The organism is Bradyrhizobium barranii subsp. barranii (genome assembly GCF_017565645.3).
Classification (GTDB): Bacteria; Pseudomonadota; Alphaproteobacteria; order Rhizobiales; family Xanthobacteraceae; genus Bradyrhizobium; species Bradyrhizobium barranii.
On record NZ_CP086136.1, the window covers coordinates 5519652 to 5537989 of the forward strand.

The following is an 18338-nucleotide window of genomic DNA, read 5'->3' on the forward strand; positions in this document are numbered from 1 at the left end:
CAACCTCCACTCGCGCGCCCCAACCGAACGATCCGATGGAAAATGGAACCACGACTGAGAGGGTCTCCAGCTAGCGTCCACGCCTGAGATCCGCGGTCGCACGCCTGAGGATATCGTGAAGCCAGTCATGCGATGGCTCGCCCTCGATACGTTCGTGCCACAACAGCCGGACCTCGACCGGGGTTGTCGCGTAAGGCAATTCGTACGTCGTGATGGCATGCGCGCGTTCGAACGCCCGCGCCAATGGACGCGGAACGATGGCCGCGAGTTCAGAGTCCGCAAGCAGGGCGGGCAGCGCAAGGAAATGCGGCAGCGAAACAGCTATGCGCGGCGGCCGGTCGCTTTCGGACAGGGCCCGTTCGAGCGCCGCGCGGTCGTACATTTCCGATCGCCTGGCGAGGCCGCGCTCGGAGATGAAGCCCCCGATTGCGCCCTCCTGCTCGCCGCCGAAGGAGACAACGACCAGCGGCATGCGGGCCAGAGCCACGTTGTCGATTTGGCCGAGCTTGCGCTTTCCGCCGACGATCAGCACGTCGTCATATTCGAACAACAGCGAGGTCCGGAAGCGGCTCGGCGGATCCGAGAAGACGCCGATCGCAACGTCGATGCGACCAAGGTCGATCTGCTCGGCAAGGTCGATCCGTGTCACCGGCTTGATGATCAGGTCGATCGCCGGCGCCTCAAGCCCAAGGATCTCCACGAGCGGTGACGCCAGCACCATCGTGGTGAAGTCGTTGGCGGCGAGGGTGAATTGCCTTGTGGAGGCCGCCGGAACGAAGCGCGGCTGCTCGACCGCCGCCTCGAGAGATCGCAGCGCTTCGCGAACCTGTGGCGCCATCGTCAACGCGCGCGCGGTCGGCTGCATGCCGGTCGCCGTGCGCACGAACAAGTCGTCTTCCAGCATCTCGCGGAGCCGGGCGAGCGAATGGCTCACAGCGGATTGACTGAGAGCAACCCGCTGGCTTGCCCGCAGCACGCTGCGCTCCTCCATCACAGCGTCGAAGACCTTGAGCAGGTTCAGGTCCAGGGTCTTGAAGGAAACAGCCACGTTCAGGACACCGTCGCAGGCGGATCGCGCGCCCGTTGCATAACTGCGATCTATTCCAGTTAAGGCCAACCGCGCAGCCGACGCAACCGAGCAGGGCGCCCGGACCGCGACGCCCGGGCGTTCGCGCCACCAATCTGAAGGCGGTTCAGGATCACTCTGCAAGAGTTTCACTTCCGCATTCGCACGATCCCGTCATGATCCCGACGCCGAATTTGGAGGAGACGGGCAATGAAATCCTGCGGGATGTCGATCGGAGCTTTCGGACTAGCACTGGCGCTGTTCTCGGCGCCGGCCCTTGCGCAGGACGGTCCGGTGAAGCTCGGCGTTCTCACCGACATGTCCTCGCTCTACGCCGACAATGGCGGCCAGGGCTCGGTGGTCGCGGCGCAAATGGCGGTCGACGATTTCGGTGGTCAGGTGCTGGGACGCAGCATCCAGATCGTCGCGGGAGACCACCAGAACAAGGCCGATGTGGGAGCGACCATCGCGCGGCGCTGGCTCGAAAATGAAAACGTCGAGGTGATCCTCGACGTGCCCAACTCCGCGGTCGCGCTGGCGGTGCAGGGCATCACGCGCGACAAGAAGAAGCTCTTCCTCGCCACCGGCGCCGCCACGTCGCGCCTGACTGGCGACGAATGCTCGCCGACCGGAATTCACTGGACCTACGACACCTATGCACTGTCGCAGGGAACAACGCGGGCGATGTCGCGTCTCGGCACAAACTCCTGGTACTTCATTTCGGTCGACTATTCCCTCGGCGCGCAACTCGAGGCCGACAGCCGCAAGGTCATCGTTGCCATGGGCGGCAAGGTGATCGGCGCGGTGAAACATCCGCTCAATACGCCGGATTTTTCGTCCTTCCTGCTCCAGGCACAGTCCTCGAAGGCGGACGTGATCGCGCTCGCCGACACCGGCGGCGACTTCATCAACGTCGTCAAACAGGCCGGCGAATTCGGCATCACGCAGCGGCAGAAGCTGGTCGGGCTGCTCGTCTTCATTGCCGACATTCACAGTCTCGGGCTCCAGAGCGCCCAGGGCCTGATGCTGAGCTCGGCGTTCTACTGGGACCTGAACGAGGATACGCGGGCGTGGTCGAAGCGCTTCATCGCCAAGACCCAGAAGGTCCCGACCATGATCCACGCCGGCACCTATGGCGCGGTGATGCACTACCTTAGGGCGGTCCAGGCGGCCGGCACGCTGGATGGGCCGACCATAGCCGCCAGGATGCGCGCCATGCCCGTGAACGATTTCATGACGAAAAATGGCCGGATCCGCGAGGACGGCCGGCTGGTCCGCGACATGTATCTGTTTCGCGTCAAGTCGCCCGAGCAGTCCAAATACAAGTTCGACTATTACGAGCTGCTGGCGACGATTCCGGGCGAGGAAGCCTTCCGGCCGATGGAGCAAGGCGGCTGTCCGCTCCTGAAGCAGCCATGATCGGCGAGGGCGCAGCCGTGCAGAGCGGCATCGACGAGATCATCGCAGGCCGTTTTGCATGCCGCGACTTCTCGGGCGCGCCGGTCGGGCGAGGGACCATCGAGCAGATTCTTCGCGTAGCACGGTTTGCGCCAAGCGGAGCCAACATCCAGCCCTGGCACGTCTACGTGCTGGCCGGCGATGCCAAAGACAGGGTCTCGGTGGCGCTGCGCGAGGCGCACGAAACCGCCCGCGACGCGCATATGTCGGAATACAGATACTACGCCAGTGACCTGCCCGAACCCTACCTGCAACGACGACAGGAGTTCGGCCGGTTGTTCTACGGTTCGCTTGGCATCGCCCAGACCGACATCAAAGCCAGGAGCGGCCAGACCGCCAAGAACTATGCGTTCTTCGGCGCGCCCGTCGGGCTGATCGTCACGATCGACCGGCGCCTGGAGATCGGCAGCTGGCTCGACCTCGGCATGTTCATCCAGAACGTGCTGCTGGCTGCGGCAGGCCATGGGCTCCAGTCATGTCCGCAGGAGACGTTCTCGAAATACCACCGGATCGTGCGTCCGCTGCTGTCGATCCCGGCGGAGCAAATGATCGTGTGCGGCATTTCGATCGGCCGTGCCAGGGACCAAATCGCGGGCAGGCTGATGCCGCGCGCGGACATCGCGGACTTCGCCTCGTACGCGGGCTTTGAAGAACAAAGTGCAACCCAAATGGAAAGGACAACGCCATGGGAAGCCGAGACGACCTGATTGCGCGCAGCATTCCGTTTCTCCGCGAGGTCAAGGACATGACGCCCGGCGCGGAGATGGAGCGGTGGCTCAACCAAACATACGGCGAGGGCAGCCAGCTCTACCAGGACCTGGCGCGGCTGATTAAGCGCGGCGTCGAGGAAGGCTGGGCGGCGAACCAGGAGGTCGACGGTCCGAACTACCGGCGCAGCCGCATCCTGGAGCCGATGCCCGAGACGTTCCAGTTCAGCATCACGGCCGTCTACATGAACAGCACCGATCCGCGCCGCTTCAAGGACTAGCCCGTCCTATTCGTGAGAGTGCGGCTTTTGGGCCCGATTGATGCGGCCGCACATCTTGTCTGACGAGGCGCACAGGATTGCCTTCGGCTTTTCGCCGCCTGACGACCGGTACTTTGCAACGCGCTTGAGGGATGGGTTGGGCGAACGGGGGCGGACGCCCCGCCGGTCAAGGACCGAGCGGCAGCAGCGCGCCGGGCAAGCCGCAGATCAGGTCGGCTTCGGGACATGCCGCGGCAAACGCAAGGCGAATGCGGCTCGTGGTCTCGACGACACGGGCGGCGATTTTCAAGAGCCGAAGACGCAGCGTCGCGAACTCGGCAGCGGCCAATTCCCGGGCTTTGGGAATGGCGTCGCGCACGGTCAGCATCAGCCAATAAGCGGCCGTATGGAGCACGAGACGGACCTGGTTGGCGAGCGCCGAACGGCAGCTGGTGCGATCGGAGGCGAGCTGCGTCTTATGCAGCTTGATCAGATTCTCGGCTTGGCCGCGCGCGCAATACAGGCTGTCGTAGATCCACTCGGCCGAGCCGACATCGAGGCTGGTGACGACGAAGCGGATGTCGAGGCCGAGCATCGTCGCCTCAATACGGGCGACAGTGCGCCGTTCGCGATCCCAGGACTTTGCCTTGTGGCGCGTCTCGGTATAGCCACGCAGAACCGGCAGGTTCTCGATGGCGCGTCGCGTGCGGATGTCGTCGGCGACCTCGTCGACTTTTCTGGCGAGAGGCTTGGTGCCGGACAGACCGAAGATGTAGTCGATGCCGTTGGTCTCGCACCACGCCATGGCCTCCGGCCGGGCATAGTGCCCGTCGCCACGGAACGTAATTTGCGTGTTGTGCCATCGCGTCCGGATATGCCGTACCAGGCGGCGCAGATGGGCACGCACCTCGACGCCGCCCGGCGTCTTGCCGGGCCGCAGCACGACGGCCACGGGCCGGCTCTTCTCCGTGTCGTAGACGTGGATCGGCAGGAAGCAGCGTTCGTCATAATGAGCGTTGAACAGCGAGAGCTGCTGATGGCCGTGGACGACGTCGCAGGTATCATCGATGTCGAGCGTGACGGATGCCGGCTCGTGGGGGTAGCTATCCATCCATGCGTCGACCAAAATGTAGGTCAGCCGGATCACGTCGCGCAGGCGCGGAGCATTCTCCAGCCGCGACAGCGTCGGCTGGGAACACAAATCCCGGCCCGTGTCCGGCAGCCGTCCGCAGGCCAGTTTGAATGCCGGATCGGACCTCAGATGATCGAGGTCGTCGGCGTCCTCGTAGCCGCAGCAGATCGCGAACATGCGAGCGCGGAGCATATCGACCAGGCTGTGCACGACCCGCGTCGGATCGCGCCGATCCGGGAACACCCGGGCCAGATTGTTGGCCAAACCGAGACGCCGCTCGGCCATCGCCAGAAGCATCACGCCCCCGTTCGAGGTTAGGCGCCCACCATCGAAGGCAGCTGTGACTTTCTTGGCGTGAACGGCTGGAAACGAGAAGGGCGGAATCGTATCGTCGGTCATGGCGGGCGTGGCGTTCGCGGTTGGAGGTGATGGGGTTGGCTTCGCAACCGAATCCTACGCCGCATCAGCGCTTTACCCCTCAGGCGCACTCTTACGAATAAGACGGGTTAAGTTGAAGAAAGATTGAGTGACTCCCGATCATTTCTGTGCCGAAACGTGGAGTCGCGGTCGTGCCGCGTCCAAAGAAACCGGCGCGAGCGGCCTATTAGACGCGGTAGGTGATCAGCCTCCGAAACGAGACTATCAAGCATGAAGAGATCGAGCGCGAGGCAGAGGTTTTATTTGTGTTGAATTCTTGCTTCTCGATAGTGGTCTGAAATCGTATCATCGGTCATGGCGGGCGTGGCGTTCGCGGTTGAAGGTGATGGGGTGGCTTCGCAACCGAATCCTACGCCGCATCAGCGCTTTACACCACGCTCGCCAGCCTCTCAGGCGCCCTCTCGCGAATAAGACGGGCTAGGACGACCACGACGTGCTCCGCGGGCAATATCACGGTCACCCATATGGGGAACTGAACCTGGTCGTGCCGCTGGACAAGGGCGCCGAGCTCAAGGGGCTGCAGGGCTGGCAAGGGCCCGGCTGGACCGCGCCCGACCCTGGCAGCCGGCACCATCCTGAGGTCCGCGGCGGCGCCGTCATCGCGCTGTTCTATCTGCCCGCCGGACGCATCTCCTACGACTTCGCGGCGCCGTCCTAATCGCCGGCCGGACGGTCTCGGGTGACGCCGTGCGCGAGCGTCACCCGTTCAGAAGAATGCACAGCTGAGCCCGCGCGCGGCGATGCGCCGCGACGCCACGGCCAGCCAGCAAGGCGGCTCACCATGAACGGTGGGGAGGGATTTCGGCGACCATGGGCCAAGTGTAGCGCTCACCACATTCCTGCATGCGCCGAGATTTTAAGCTGCTGATTTCGCTAAGCAAAAGATGCATGAAATTTAGAAGATTCCTGCAGGTGTTCAGCAGAAATTGGCAGTGGGCCGGGGTTCGCTCATCAAATTATCGCAGAATTCACGTGTGTTGGAGGAAAATTGATAGCTCACCTGCTCGAAAGACATGCGGTGGTGTACGAACAGGTCTGCGGAGGCGGGTCTGGAACTACGGTGCCTAGCGCAGCGGAGCACGTGAACGACTTTCTCTAGATCAGGACCGCACGCTATATGACACGTTGTGGCCGCCTCCTGACCGCTCACAATTCGGCGGGCGGGAGCGTATGCCTGGCCCAGGAGCCCGTCGGGTTGACGCGGTCCAGGAGCTCGCGGGCGACCACACCAAGGCCTGCCGCCTCCAGCGTCTTCATCTGGAACTCGTCGCGAATTGCGAAGTCGTTGTCAGACAGAAATTCGTCGAAAGGGGTCAACCGCGCGTCGAGATCGCGGTGGACGTAGTGCCACCTGCTGTCGAACCCACAAAGCCTCGCGGCGAGCTCGAGGCACGCACTGTATTTGAGGTCAATCCCGAGGCAATCGAGGACTCTCTGCAGCCGCTTTGCCATCCGTTTCACGCGGTGTTCGGTCATCGTGATGATCATCGGTCTTTCCTCCGTTGCTCATCGAAACTTGCGTCCGAAGGCGCTGTCGCTCCCAACACTTCGATTGCGCGCGCCAAGAGGACATCATGCAAAAGCGTAGTGCCCGCTCGTTCGATAGCATCGATAACCTGAGCGACGAAACGGCGCTGACGCCTCTCATTTGGAGTGACAAGAGAGGCTGAAGTTTTGAAAATCTGGATCAGAGTATCGTCGAACGAACGTGGCCATTGATGCAAAGACGCTATCCCCATGGCTGCATTCTGGCAGCTTGGTTGGAGGCACTTTCCGATCGAGAGGTCGACGAAGTGCGCGAGCCATTCCATGGCGCGGCACGACGTAATGTCGTCGGCTCCATCGAAGGGCTTCGGTAATGTCAGTGCACTACCAAGCAAAAAGGCATGCAACTTGCGCGCCGCCTCCAGTCTTTGTCCCGAGAGGTACCCGGGCGAGTGTTCCCGCATGTCGAATTGGCAAACACCGCACGCGCTCACACGATCTATGTTGGTCCACGTGAGACGCGAATAGAGCTGGCCCCGCAAATTCGGACAGTAGCTTGAGTGGATTTTCTGCCTGACAGCGGCGAGGATTCTTGCTGCGAATCAGGAGCGAAGATGACGAAGAAGAGCCGCCGGACGCATTCTCCGGCATTCAAGGCGAAGGTTGCTTTGGCTGCGGTCAAAGGCGACAAGACACTGGCGGAGCTGGCGCAACTGTTTGATGTTCATCCGAACCAGATCACGATCTGGAAAAACCAGCTCCTGGAAGGCGCCGCCGGCGTGTTTGGGCATGACAAGACATCGGCCGAGACGCCGGTCGATTTGAAGGCGTTACATGCCAAGATCGGCGAGCTGGCGTTGGAAAACGATTTTTTGTCCGGCGCGCTCACCAAGGCGGGCCTGCTGAGCGCAAAGCGATGATCGACCGCGATCATGATCTTTCTATCGTGCGCCAGGCGAAGGTCCTGAAGCTGGCTCGCAGCACGGTCTACTATGAACCTCGGCCAGTTTCGGCCGAGGACCTTGCCTTGATGCGTCGGCTCGATGAGCTGCATCTCGATTATCCCTTCGCGGGAGCGCGTATGCTGCGATCGTTGCTGCGGCGGGAGGGCGTATACGCCGGTCGCCGCCACATCGCGACGCTGATGAAGCGCATGGGGATCGAGGCGGTCTATCGTCGCCCGAACACGAGCAAGCCGGCTCCGGGTCACAAGATCTACCCGTACCTGTTGCGCGGATTGAAGATCGAGCGGCCCGACCATGCGTGGGCAATGGACATCACCTACATTCCGATGCGGCGTGGCTTCGTCTATCTCGCGGCGGTCGTCGATGTGTTCAGCCGACGGGTCCTGGCCCATCGCGTCTCGATCACAATGGAGGCGGCCTTCTGCGTCGAAGCGGTCCAGGAGGCGTTGGCGAAGCACGGCAGGCCCGAGATTTTCAACACGGATCAGGGCAGCCAGTTCACCAGCCTCGAGTTCACCGATGTGCTGCTGGACGCGAAGATCGCCATCAGCATGGACGGCAAGGGCGCCTGGCGCGACAACGTGTTTGTCGAGCGGCTCTGGCGCACGGTCAAATACGAAGAAGTATATCTCCGCGCCTACGACAGCGTGTCCGAGGCGCGAGCGTCAATTGCCAAGTATCTGGCCTTCTACAATCAGGGACGCCCTCACTCGAGCCTTGACGGGCGCACGCCCGACGAGGCTTACTTCGGCACGCAAGCTATGGTGATGGCCGCATGACCGTCGCCGACGGTTTTGTCGTCGCTCTGGTCGGGCTACGCCCTCCCGACGCAACGACAAAACCGTAAAGCCCCGCGTTCAGCATAACCCGGCAGGAATCCACTTAAATCCAGCGGGGCGCTGTCCAAACAACCGGGGCCAGCTCTCTCGCCCGGCTTCCCGCGCTAAATTCATGTCCTTTGGCGAGTTGCTCCCCTGATTGTACAGCATCAACAGTGGATCGGGCTCCTACCTACTCTGGTGGCGCGCAGAGGGTGTCTCCTTTGTACTGCTAATCTGTAGTGCGTCGCCCTCACCCGTACGCGGCTGAACTCGCCGCGACGATTTCAATGCTACTGCGCACGCCGCATTTGCATTCGAAACAGGCGGCTGTGAAAACTATCACCCCTGGAGACCGGACCTGCGGGCGCGCCGCGCTGGCGAAAGTCTCACAGGCATCCCACCCGAACCGGTTGGCACTCACACGTCCCACTCTAGAAGAGTTCGTATGCGCGCAGTGATCTTCCGTGCCTCTTCCGGCCCGATGTTGGGTTTCAAGCTGTCGAGTATGCCCAGCACTGCCCGAGCCTCCTCGGCATTAAACGTCGCGACTTGGCGATCTGCTTGGCTCAAAGACTGATCGGCCGCGCGGGCCTGATTGGCTGCAAGCACCGCAAGCGCTTGCGACCGCAGTGAGGTGATGTCCCGCTCGAATATGTGCATCTGGTGGCCCGCGCGGTTTAACCTGGTGGGTACGGGTCGCACCCATACACCCACTCGCTTCTGAATCTATTGTCGTGGCCTTGGACCAGAACCTGCGCGTCGTTTCCTGCCTGCCCCTGCTCGTGGGCGCTTTCCACTGCGACACCGATGGCCTCTTGCTCAGTGGCATAGGGGCCTGAGTACACATCCTTGAGTGAAACCGCCCATTGGCCCTTGTAGCGCGTGACAAAGTATTGAACGCCAGCCATAAAGCCTCTCTCCGGCATCGCCTCTATGATCGATGGTCCGGATGATCTTTGCAAACCTGACGCGGTCGTCTCAACTACCGGAGTTGGTGGCCGCCTCGCAGCGTCGCTAACGCGCGGGATGGACGACATTCAAGTCGACAATCTCGTTGCCTGGGTGTCTCACCGGTCCGCACGTCTGGAAGCCCGCCAGTCTGCCAGTGCTGCATCCGGATCGCTCGATGCGCTCGCCCCGGTAGGCAGACCAGAAGCCCGGTCAAGATACCAGTCGATTGCCTTGCGATCCCAACGCTGAGTGCCGGGGATAGCCTCCGGCACCAAGCCCTTCTTAATCCACGTATTGAACGCGTCCTTGGAGCAGCCACAATAGGCGGCCGCGTCGGCCTTAGTGAGGCCCCGAGGCGCGATCTGGTCGGCGCGTAGTGTCTGCTCCGAACGTCTCAGCTCTGCGGGCGAAGGCTTGTCCCGTTGACGATCTCCGTCCATTTGGACCCCACGGTTGAAGTTAGCGGCAACGTGACTCGGCGCCTTGTTTGGAGATAAAGCGCTGTCCCTATCACGCGCCGCTAACTTCGGTGGCCAGCCTTGCCGCCTTGAACTGCAAGGCTGACCACGTTTGCTCCCGAGGGGGGGGGCATCAACCCGCGGGGGGCCCTCGCGTTGTATCGCTGGAACCCCCGCGAGGCACCTACCAGAATCGGTCGGCCCCACGTCCGTCAGGCACTCGTTAATCTGGTCCGACAGCTTGCCCAGATGGGAGACACCCGCATGCCCAAACGCGTGCGCATCCGTTGCATAAACAAGACTGACAGGCGAAACGCACACGAGAGAATCAAAAATGTCGGCGGGGTAAATTCAGACGGAACGCGATGGAAGCTATCCGTTAAGAAGACTATCCGAGACCTCGAAAGCCGCGAGTGGGAGTACTATGTCGAAGAATCAGGCGTCACCGTCGAAGTCATCGTCGCCACAGACGGCCGAAACAAGTACATCAAGACAACAGTGGACGGAATTCAACCGGACAATCTCCTTTCCCTCCCTGAGTGTCCGTGATGCTTATCGATCCCAGATCGTGGCAGCGCGGGCGCGACTCGGCGTCGGGAAATGCGAAACGACGCTGTCCCTGCCACACCCGCGCCGCCGGTGAAGCTAGCGGCCACGTGGCTCGGCGCCCAGTTCGGAGGCCGAGCGCTGTCCCTACCAGGCGTCGCTGACTCCACCGCCAGCCTCGCGGCGAAGAGGCTGACGGTAGGATACATCCACCGCAAAAAGCCCTGGCACAACTACCAGGACTGGTCGTAGCCAGTGATTTGGCAATCAGTCTCGGATTGCAGGCAGCGTAGGTGCGAGTCGCAATCGGCAACTTACTACCAGGGCAGGTACAGCGCGACGAACAGTACCAAGGCTGCAAGCCCGAACGCCCACGCGAACGATAGCGCCTTATCCATCGGCCAATTCCGATCGATCTCCTCGGCCGCCTGCAGCGGCGTACCACTGCGGCCTTTCTGTTGAACAACACGCTGTGCGCATCACTCGATTCGTAGATTTTCCGCCGAGTCTTTTCCGCGATTTTTCACGATGTCGAAGCTGACTTTTGCGCCCTCTGCGAGCGAAGTAAAACCAGCCTTCTCAACCGCGGAGATGTGGACAAAGACGTCATTTCCGCCGGAATCCGGTTGAATGAACCCATACCCCTTTGTTGGGTTGAACCACTTCACTGTCCCAATTGCCACCTTACTTCTCCATTTTTCAAAAATGAAAAGTAGTGCGCGACTCCGACAAAAGAATGGCTGGCGGTAACCCCTCGCTTAGGAGTCACACTCCCGATGATTAGGCCGTTTCAATTGTGCCGGTGATAAAGAGCTGGCCCCGGTTGTTTGGACAGCGCCCCGCTGGATTTAAGTGGATTCCTGCCGGGTTATGCTGAACGCGGGGCTTTACGGTTTTGTCGTTGCGTCGGGAGGGCGTAGCCCGACCAGAGCGACGACAAAACCGTCGGCGACGGTCATGCGGCCATCACCATAGCTTGCGTGCCGAAGTAAGCCTCGTCGGGCGTGCGCCCGTCAAGGCTCGAGTGAGGGCGTCCCTGATTGTAGAAGGCCAGATACTTGGCAATTGACGCTCGCGCCTCGGACACGCTGTCGTAGGCGCGGAGATATACTTCTTCGTATTTGACCGTGCGCCAGAGCCGCTCGACAAACACGTTGTCGCGCCAGGCGCCCTTGCCGTCCATGCTGATGGCGATCTTCGCGTCCAGCAGCACATCGGTGAACTCGAGGCTGGTGAACTGGCTGCCCTGATCCGTGTTGAAAATCTCGGGCCTGCCGTGCTTCGCCAACGCCTCCTGGACCGCTTCGACGCAGAAGGCCGCCTCCATTGTGATCGAGACGCGATGGGCCAGGACCCGTCGGCTGAACACATCGACGACCGCCGCGAGATAGACGAAGCCACGCCGCATCGGAATGTAGGTGATGTCCATTGCCCACGCATGGTCGGGCCGCTCGATCTTCAATCCGCGCAACAGGTACGGGTAGATCTTGTGACCCGGAGCCGGCTTGCTCGTGTTCGGGCGACGATAGACCGCCTCGATCCGCATGCGCTTCATCAGCGTCGCGATGTGGCGGCGACCGGCGTATACGCCCTCCCGCCGCAGCAACGATCGCAGCATACGCGCTCCCGCGAAGGGATAATCGAGATGCAGCTCATCGAGCCGACGCATCAAGGCAAGGTCCTCGGCCGAAACTGGCCGAGGTTCATAGTAGACCGTGCTGCGAGCCAGCTTCAGGACCTTCGCCTGGCGCACGATAGAAAGATCATGATCGCGGTCGATCATCGCTTTGCGCTCAGCAGGCCCGCCTTGGTGAGCGCGCCGGACAAAAAATCGTTTTCCAACGCCAGCTCGCCGATCTTGGCATGTAACGCCTTCAAATCGACCGGCGTCTCGGCCGATGTCTTGTCATGCCCAAACACGCCGGCGGTGCCTTCCAGGAGCTGGTTTTTCCAGATCGTGATCTGGTTCGGATGAACATCAAACAGCTGCGCCAGCTCCGCCAGTGTCTTGTCGCCTTTGACCGCAGCCAAAGCAACCTTCGCCTTGAATGCCGGAGAATGCGTCCGGCGGCTCTTCTTCGTCATCTTCGCTCCTGATTCGCAGCAAGAATCCTCGCCGCTGTCAGGCAGAAAATCCACTCAAGCTACTGTCCGAATTTGCGGGGCCAGCTCTGAGGAGATCGCCACGAAGGTGGACGAACGAGTCGGCCGGTGGACCGTTGATCCCATCGATATCCTTCAGGAACGCGACGACGGCAATCAAACGACCACCAGCCCGTGACAATCTCGCTACCAACAACAGGACAATGGGAGGACGAACGGTCCTCCCAATCGTTGGAAGCTGATCCGGAGCTAAGTCATGTCGAACTCATCAATTTTTGAAAGTCCTTACCTTCATCCCGAACTACGAAGGAAACTGGATACGATCGGTTCAATCTTTATCCGCCACGACGGCATTTTGGAAGGCTGGGAAGTTCTTGAACGCACCTACCACGTAGGATTCCGAGTAAATGAGGCAACAACTGGTTACATCTACGGACATTCGCGTTGCGGCAAAACCGAACTTGCACACCGATTCATCAAGCAACTTACTGGAACGCGCCCAATCCGCGGACCAGTTTGTCAGTTTGTAGAAGGAAATGGGTTGCGGATCGTTTATCTCGACTTGACCAATGGGAGCTCACCGCTCCCCGCTACCATAATGCTACTGCGGCTATTCCGAGATATCAAAGCTAACTCGCGCCTCAGTCAGCCGGATGCGACGTCGCGCCTCATTGATAATCTTCTTCTTCACCGTCCCGATATGCTCTTCGTCGATGAGGCCCAGCAGGCATTTAGGGGCGACGGAACCTACTCTGTGAACGCCTTAGGTGAATGGTTGCTGCCGCTGCAAAACGCGCGCGCCTGCAGGTCGGCTTTGATCGGTTCTCCAAAACTGGATCGTCTGTTCAAAACAGTCGAGGCGGCTCGCGAACGTCATGGAGGCATCGCGTACCTGGACCCCTTTTCATTCAAGACCGAAATCGACATATCGATTTTTCGTACATTCTTGAGAATGTTCTTCGAAAAATTGCCTTTTGCGAAGACTTGCATTGTGAACGACGATGGCACCGTCAATATTCGCCGCGCTTCCGACATATATTACTCAAGCAGAGGGGGGCCCGGTGGGGTAGCCAACTTGTGTGAGGCTGCCACTTGCGCGGCCTTTAGACGCGCCGCGGGCGCTGTGCCCACGACGTTGGAACTGTCAGACTTCGCTGGCGGCTTCGATTTCCTCTACCGCCACGACGTGCGCATGAAGGGTGTCAACCCCTTCCTTGCAGACGATCGTAAATCGATTCCGGCGATCCCTCTCACACCAGACGAAGAAGAAGATCCCGAAGAAAAGCCAAAGCCGAAAGGAAATTCGAAGCAGTCTAAGGTAGGGGGCCGGATCCATGCCTGAGCCACGACAGCTTCTAAAATCGATCGTCCCGAAGGCCGACGAGTCAATTCAATCGATCGCAATCCGCTTGGCCCCTGTCGCATTGGCCAGCACCGACGAGCTTCTGCGGCTCGGGCTAAGGCATTCCAGCTTGGCATCGTTGTTTAGCAACTCACCTGCGATAGATCATCTTTCCGAACTTGGCGGGTTCGACTCTACAGAAATGAAAGCACGCAGCATCGAACCAGCGGGATGCGGATTTCATATCTACCAGCGGCAAGTCCCGTCGGACTGGCTAAGCATCAACGTACGTCGGCTCGCCCCTGGATCGCTCGTTAGTGATGGAGATGAACCCTTCCACCGTCTGGCATGGCAACTCCTTCCGTTAGATTGCGATCCATCAACGGGCGAAGTTCTGATCGACTGCTGCCCACGCTGTCATTAGAGCTGGCCCCGGTTGTTTGGACAGCGCCCCGCTGGATTTAAGTGGATTCCTGCCGGGTTATGCTGAACGCGGGGCTTTACGGTTTTGTCGTTGCGTCGGGAGGGCGTAGCCCGACCAGAGCGACGACAAAACCGTCGGCGACGGTCATGCGGCCATCACCATAGCTTGCGTGCCGAAGTAAGCCTCGTCGGGCGTGCGCCCGTCAAGGCTCGAGTGAGGGCGTCCCTGATTGTAGAAGGCCAGATACTTGGCAATTGACGCTCGCGCCTCGGACACGCTGTCGTAGGCGCGGAGATATACTTCTTCGTATTTGACCGTGCGCCAGAGCCGCTCGACAAACACGTTGTCGCGCCAGGCGCCCTTGCCGTCCATGCTGATGGCGATCTTCGCGTCCAGCAGCACATCGGTGAACTCGAGGCTGGTGAACTGGCTGCCCTGATCCGTGTTGAAAATCTCGGGCCTGCCGTGCTTCGCCAACGCCTCCTGGACCGCTTCGACGCAGAAGGCCGCCTCCATTGTGATCGAGACGCGATGGGCCAGGACCCGTCGGCTGAACACATCGACGACCGCCGCGAGATAGACGAAGCCACGCCGCATCGGAATGTAGGTGATGTCCATTGCCCACGCATGGTCGGGCCGCTCGATCTTCAATCCGCGCAACAGGTACGGGTAGATCTTGTGACCCGGAGCCGGCTTGCTCGTGTTCGGGCGACGATAGACCGCCTCGATCCCCATGCGCTTCATCAGCGTCGCGATGTGGCGGCGACCGGCGTATACGCCCTCCCGCCGCAGCAACGATCGCAGCATACGCGCTCCCGCGAAGGGATAATCGAGATGCAGCTCATCGAGCCGACGCATCAAGGCAAGGTCCTCGGCCGAAACTGGCCGAGGTTCATAGTAGACCGTGCTGCGAGCCAGCTTCAGGACCTTCGCCTGGCGCACGATAGAAAGATCATGATCGCGGTCGATCATCGCTTTGCGCTCAGCAGGCCCGCCTTGGTGAGCGCGCCGGACAAAAAATCGTTTTCCAACGCCAGCTCGCCGATCTTGGCATGTAACGCCTTCAAATCGACCGGCGTCTCGGCCGATGTCTTGTCATGCCCAAACACGCCGGCGGCGCCTTCCAGGAGCTGGTTTTTCCAGATCGTGATCTGGTTCGGATGAACATCAAACAGTTGCGCCAGCTCCGCCAGTGTCTTGTCGCCTTTGACCGCAGCCAAAGCAACCTTCGCCTTGAATGCCGGAGAATGCGTCCGGCGGCTCTTCTTCGTCATCTTCGCTCCTGATTCGCAGCAAGAATCCTCGCCGCTGTCAGGCAGAAAATCCACTCAAGCTACTGTCCGAATTTGCGGGGCCAGCTCTGACCTCGATCATCTGCGGTCCGATCCCGCATTCAAGCTGGCCTGCGGTCGCCTACCGGACACGGGCCGGGATTTGTGTTCCCAACCGACGCTGTCACGCCTGGAGAATGCGCCGCGCCTGCGCGACGTGATCCGGCTGACCTACATTTTGGTCGACGCATGGATGGATAGCTACCCGCGCGAGCCGGCATCCGTCACGCTCGACATCGATGATACCTGCGATGTCGTCCACGGCCATCAGCAGCTCTCGCTGTTCAACGCTCATTATGATGAACGCTGCTTTCTGCCGATCCACGTCTACGACACGGAGAAGAGCCGGCCCGTGGCCGTCGTGCTGCGGCCCGGCAAGACGCCGGGCGGCGTCGAGGTGCGTGCCCATCTGCGCCGCCTGGTACGGCATATCCGGACGCGATGGCACAACACGCAAATTACGTTCCGTGGCGACGGGCACTATGCCCGGCCGGAGGCCATGGCGTGGTGCGAGACCAACGGCATCGACTACATCTTCGGTCTGTCCGGCACCAAGCCTCTCGCCAGAAAAGTCGACGAGGTCGCCGACGACATCCGCACGCGACGCGCCATCGAGAACCTGCCGGTTCTGCGTGGCTATACCGAGACGCGCCACAAGGCAAAGTCCTGGGATCGCGAACGGCGCACTGTCGCCCGTATTGAGGCGACGATGCTCGGCCTCGACATCCGCTTCGTCGTCACCAGCCTCGATGTCGGCTCGGCCGAGTGGATCTACGACAGCCTGTATTGCGCGCGCGGCCAAGCCGAGAATCTGATCAAGCTGCATAAGACACAGCTCGCCTCCGACCGCACCAGCTGCCGTTCGGCGCTCGCCAACCAGGTCCGTCTCGTGCTCCATACGGCCGCTTATTGGCTGATGCTGACCGTGCGCGACGCCATTCCCAAAGCCCGGGAATTGGCCGCTGCCGAGTTCGCGACGCTGCGTCTTCGTCTCTTGAAAATCGCTGCCCGTGTGGTCGAGACCACGAGCCGCATTCGCCTTGCGTTTGCCGCGGCATGTCCCGAAGCCGACCTGATCCGCGGCTTGCCAGGCGCGTTGCTGCCGCTCGGTCCTTGACCGGCGGGGCGTCCGCCCCCCGTTCGCCCAACCTATACCTCAAGCGCGTTGCAAAGTACGGGTCGTCAGGCGGTGAAAAGCCGAAGGCAATCCTGTGCGCCTCGTCAGACAAGATGTGCGGCCGCATCAATCGGGCCAAAAAGCCGCACTCTCACGAATAGGACGGGCTAGCTCAATCGTTGGCAATGCTCACACTTGGGACGGCCGCCAGTGCCGGAAGCGAGATATTGCTTCTCGATGTTGTTACCCTCGGTGCACCTATCGTTGTCGTGATAAACATTCTTGGCGTTCGGCTTCTTTGAATGAAAAGGATTTACCCTAGCCATGTTGCAGTCTTTCGGATTGCAAGCGCCCGGAATTGAACGCTCACCATCAGCATGGCAGATTCGTGCAACGTTAGGGAGCTGGCTATACCGAACTACATCATTCGGTTGTGATGGCGGCAGGCTTGACGCGCAGTTGTGGGCGTTGGGCGAAAACCTCCAGCGCGCAGAATTGTCTCCGGCCGAGGAGGCGCTGCTGCATTTTTCTGATTCAGATAGTCGCACTTGCCGCCCTGGCCAGAAAATATGCTGATGAGAACATCGCGATAGCGATCGACAAAATCATCGCATCGATTTGCGACAGGTTCGGGTGGAAGTAGGGCGGCGAGATCCTATCCGTAAAAGCCAATCAAAAAACGGATAGCAAAAAACGCCCCTGCGACTACGGCTGCCGTGATGGCTATCGCGAAACCAACCCTAAAGCTTTCGCCCATCAGTTCACCCCGTTAGGCCGCAGGCAGATCCCCCTCCGAAATTGCGCCTGCGGCCTCCGCCGCGACGGTCCTCAATCATGCCGGTCACTGCGGTAGTGTGCGACTACAAATTCTTGTAGTTGACCAGTTCGTGTTCTCTGGGCTCGAATCGCTGTCGAGCGGACCCTATGCCAGTCGCGAGCCCAATCGCCGGATGGAGCGTAGCCATGACGAATGAACCCTGGCACAAGGCCGGCTAAAGCACCGCGCCAGATGGCGGCCTTATCGCGGGCCAGCGTTCGACCAGATTGGCACAGGTGGCGGCCATTTCCTTGAAGAGATAGGTAGCGTTGCCCGGCGCTTCGTGGGCGATGGCCGAATGGGCATCCAATGTGATGCAGAGCGCCTTTTCAGATTCCCCCTCTTCTTTGAACTGAGGCTGGCGGAAAAATTCGTAAAGAAAAGCGCTCTGATGAAGCCCGGCTTTTTCAGCAAGAGGCTTGCCCTTTGCATATCGCAACATCAGAGCACCAATCTTGCGCTTATTAGTCCGAGTCATTCGGGAAAGTAGAACGTCAGCCTGAACGCTGATGGGCATCCCGTTTAACACAATCTTATCAAATTTTACTGGTTTGGCGTAAGTGTAGTCTTTGAAATCGAAGTCATCGTGCAAAGCAATAAACCGTGAAACGTAGTTGCAGTTGTGCGCTTTTACGTCTTCCTCGAAATCACTGTCGCAAATCTTGTTCTGAAGTATTTCGAGTTTTTGCTTCAGATCTTTAAGTTCTCGATTCTCAGAGCGGATATAGTTTGATACTATCGCCTTTGCGTCGTTGTACTGGATCAGGCGAGCGATTGGCTGGTACTTGCAACTCGCTGCGATGCTTCGTTTGGCCTGCTCGGAAGCGGCCATGTAGTCGGCCAATCGCGCGAGTGAGATTTGCGGACTCTTACGCTCGACGTGGGTCTTTTTTGGCTCAGCCATGGGCACCACATTT

The 18338-nt window shown here is 60.2% G+C and carries 14 protein-coding genes and 3 pseudogenes; 8 read left to right on the forward strand and 9 right to left on the reverse strand.

Annotation, left to right across the window (positions count from 1 at the left end):
- Positions 1 to 70: 70 nt before the first annotated feature.
- On the reverse strand, positions 71 to 1048 hold the full coding sequence (locus J4G43_RS26540) for a LysR family transcriptional regulator (protein ID WP_208086791.1): 978 nt from the start codon (positions 1046 to 1048) through the stop codon (positions 71 to 73).
- Between the two features lie 228 nt (positions 1049 to 1276).
- On the opposite strand from J4G43_RS26540, the gene J4G43_RS26545 reads away from it, so the two are divergent.
- From J4G43_RS26545 to J4G43_RS26555, 3 genes and pseudogenes are all read left to right on the forward strand, one after another.
- Entirely contained in the window at positions 1277 to 2485 is a 1209-nt protein-coding gene (locus tag J4G43_RS26545; protein ID WP_208086792.1) for an ABC transporter substrate-binding protein, read from the forward strand.
- Positions 2482 to 3231, forward strand: a complete 750-nt coding sequence (locus tag J4G43_RS26550) for a nitroreductase (RefSeq protein WP_208086793.1) — start codon at positions 2482 to 2484, stop codon at positions 3229 to 3231. The genes J4G43_RS26545 and J4G43_RS26550 overlap by 4 nt, the downstream gene beginning before the upstream one ends.
- A pseudogene (locus tag J4G43_RS26555) lies at positions 3210 to 3509 on the forward strand (4-hydroxylaminobenzoate lyase); the annotation flags it as partial. The gene J4G43_RS26550 and the pseudogene J4G43_RS26555, both read left to right, overlap by 22 nt.
- A 169-nt stretch (positions 3510 to 3678) precedes the next feature.
- On the opposite strand, the gene J4G43_RS26560 reads toward J4G43_RS26555, so the two are convergent.
- Positions 3679 to 5022 carry an IS1380-like element ISBdi2 family transposase gene (locus J4G43_RS26560; RefSeq protein WP_208084195.1) on the reverse strand — a complete coding sequence of 448 codons (1344 nt, stop codon included), beginning with the start codon at positions 5020 to 5022 and terminating at the stop codon, positions 3679 to 3681.
- 460 nt (positions 5023 to 5482) lie between these two features.
- On the opposite strand from J4G43_RS26560, the pseudogene J4G43_RS26565 reads away from it, so the two are divergent.
- Positions 5483 to 5719, forward strand: a pseudogene (locus tag J4G43_RS26565) (4-hydroxylaminobenzoate lyase); the annotation flags it as partial.
- 488 nt (positions 5720 to 6207) lie between these two features.
- Here J4G43_RS26565 and J4G43_RS26570 read toward each other — a convergent pair.
- Complete coding sequence (locus J4G43_RS26570; protein ID WP_208086794.1) at positions 6208 to 6549, reverse strand: hypothetical protein; 342 nt, start codon at positions 6547 to 6549, stop codon at positions 6208 to 6210.
- A 611-nt stretch (positions 6550 to 7160) separates the two neighbouring features.
- Here J4G43_RS26570 and J4G43_RS26575 point away from each other — a divergent pair.
- Positions 7161 to 8290 (forward strand): IS3-like element ISRj2 family transposase gene (locus J4G43_RS26575; RefSeq protein WP_129557670.1). Its coding sequence is split into 2 segments (ribosomal slippage): positions 7161 to 7413 and positions 7413 to 8290, totalling 1131 coding nucleotides; the frame shifts between segments, so codons are not numbered across the junction.
- A 459-nt stretch (positions 8291 to 8749) separates the two neighbouring features.
- Here J4G43_RS26575 and J4G43_RS26580 read toward each other — a convergent pair.
- Together J4G43_RS26580 and J4G43_RS55655 are read right to left on the reverse strand one after the other, a co-directional pair.
- Complete coding sequence (locus tag J4G43_RS26580; protein WP_208086795.1) at positions 8750 to 8992, reverse strand: hypothetical protein; 243 nt, start codon at positions 8990 to 8992, stop codon at positions 8750 to 8752.
- A gap of 17 nt (positions 8993 to 9009) precedes the next feature.
- Entirely contained in the window at positions 9010 to 9369 is a 360-nt protein-coding gene (locus tag J4G43_RS55655) for a DUF2188 domain-containing protein (protein WP_321576270.1), read from the reverse strand.
- A gap of 636 nt (positions 9370 to 10005) precedes the next feature.
- Here J4G43_RS55655 and J4G43_RS26590 point away from each other — a divergent pair.
- Positions 10006 to 10290, forward strand: a complete 285-nt coding sequence (locus J4G43_RS26590) for a DUF3892 domain-containing protein (protein WP_028154648.1) — start codon at positions 10006 to 10008, stop codon at positions 10288 to 10290.
- A 476-nt stretch (positions 10291 to 10766) separates the two neighbouring features.
- On the opposite strand, the gene J4G43_RS26595 is transcribed toward J4G43_RS26590, so the two are convergent.
- Complete coding sequence (locus J4G43_RS26595; RefSeq protein ID WP_104466254.1) at positions 10767 to 10970, reverse strand: cold-shock protein; 204 nt, start codon at positions 10968 to 10970, stop codon at positions 10767 to 10769.
- Between the two features lie 272 nt (positions 10971 to 11242).
- A protein-coding gene (locus J4G43_RS26600; RefSeq protein ID WP_208089419.1) for an IS3-like element ISRj2 family transposase occupies positions 11243 to 12372 on the reverse strand; the annotation gives its coding sequence in 2 pieces (ribosomal slippage) (positions 11243 to 12120 and positions 12120 to 12372; 1131 coding nt in all).
- A gap of 274 nt (positions 12373 to 12646) precedes the next feature.
- On the opposite strand from J4G43_RS26600, the gene J4G43_RS26605 reads away from it, so the two are divergent.
- On the forward strand, positions 12647 to 13732 hold the full coding sequence (locus J4G43_RS26605; RefSeq protein WP_208086797.1) for an ATP-binding protein: 1086 nt from the start codon (positions 12647 to 12649) through the stop codon (positions 13730 to 13732).
- Positions 13733 to 14300: 568 nt separating this feature from the next.
- Here the strand turns inward: J4G43_RS26605 and J4G43_RS26610 are convergent.
- A protein-coding gene (locus tag J4G43_RS26610) for an IS3-like element ISRj2 family transposase (protein ID WP_129557670.1) occupies positions 14301 to 15430 on the reverse strand; the annotation gives its coding sequence in 2 pieces (ribosomal slippage) (positions 14301 to 15178 and positions 15178 to 15430; 1131 coding nt in all).
- An 82-nt stretch (positions 15431 to 15512) separates the two neighbouring features.
- Here J4G43_RS26610 and J4G43_RS26615 point away from each other — a divergent pair.
- Positions 15513 to 16604, forward strand: a pseudogene (locus J4G43_RS26615) (IS1380-like element ISBdi2 family transposase); the annotation flags it as partial.
- Between the two features lie 992 nt (positions 16605 to 17596).
- Here J4G43_RS26615 and J4G43_RS26620 read toward each other — a convergent pair.
- Positions 17597 to 18325: a hypothetical protein gene (locus J4G43_RS26620; protein WP_208086798.1), complete on the reverse strand. Its 729-nt coding sequence runs from the start codon at positions 18323 to 18325 to the stop codon at positions 17597 to 17599.
- Positions 18326 to 18338: the final 13 nt, after the last annotated feature.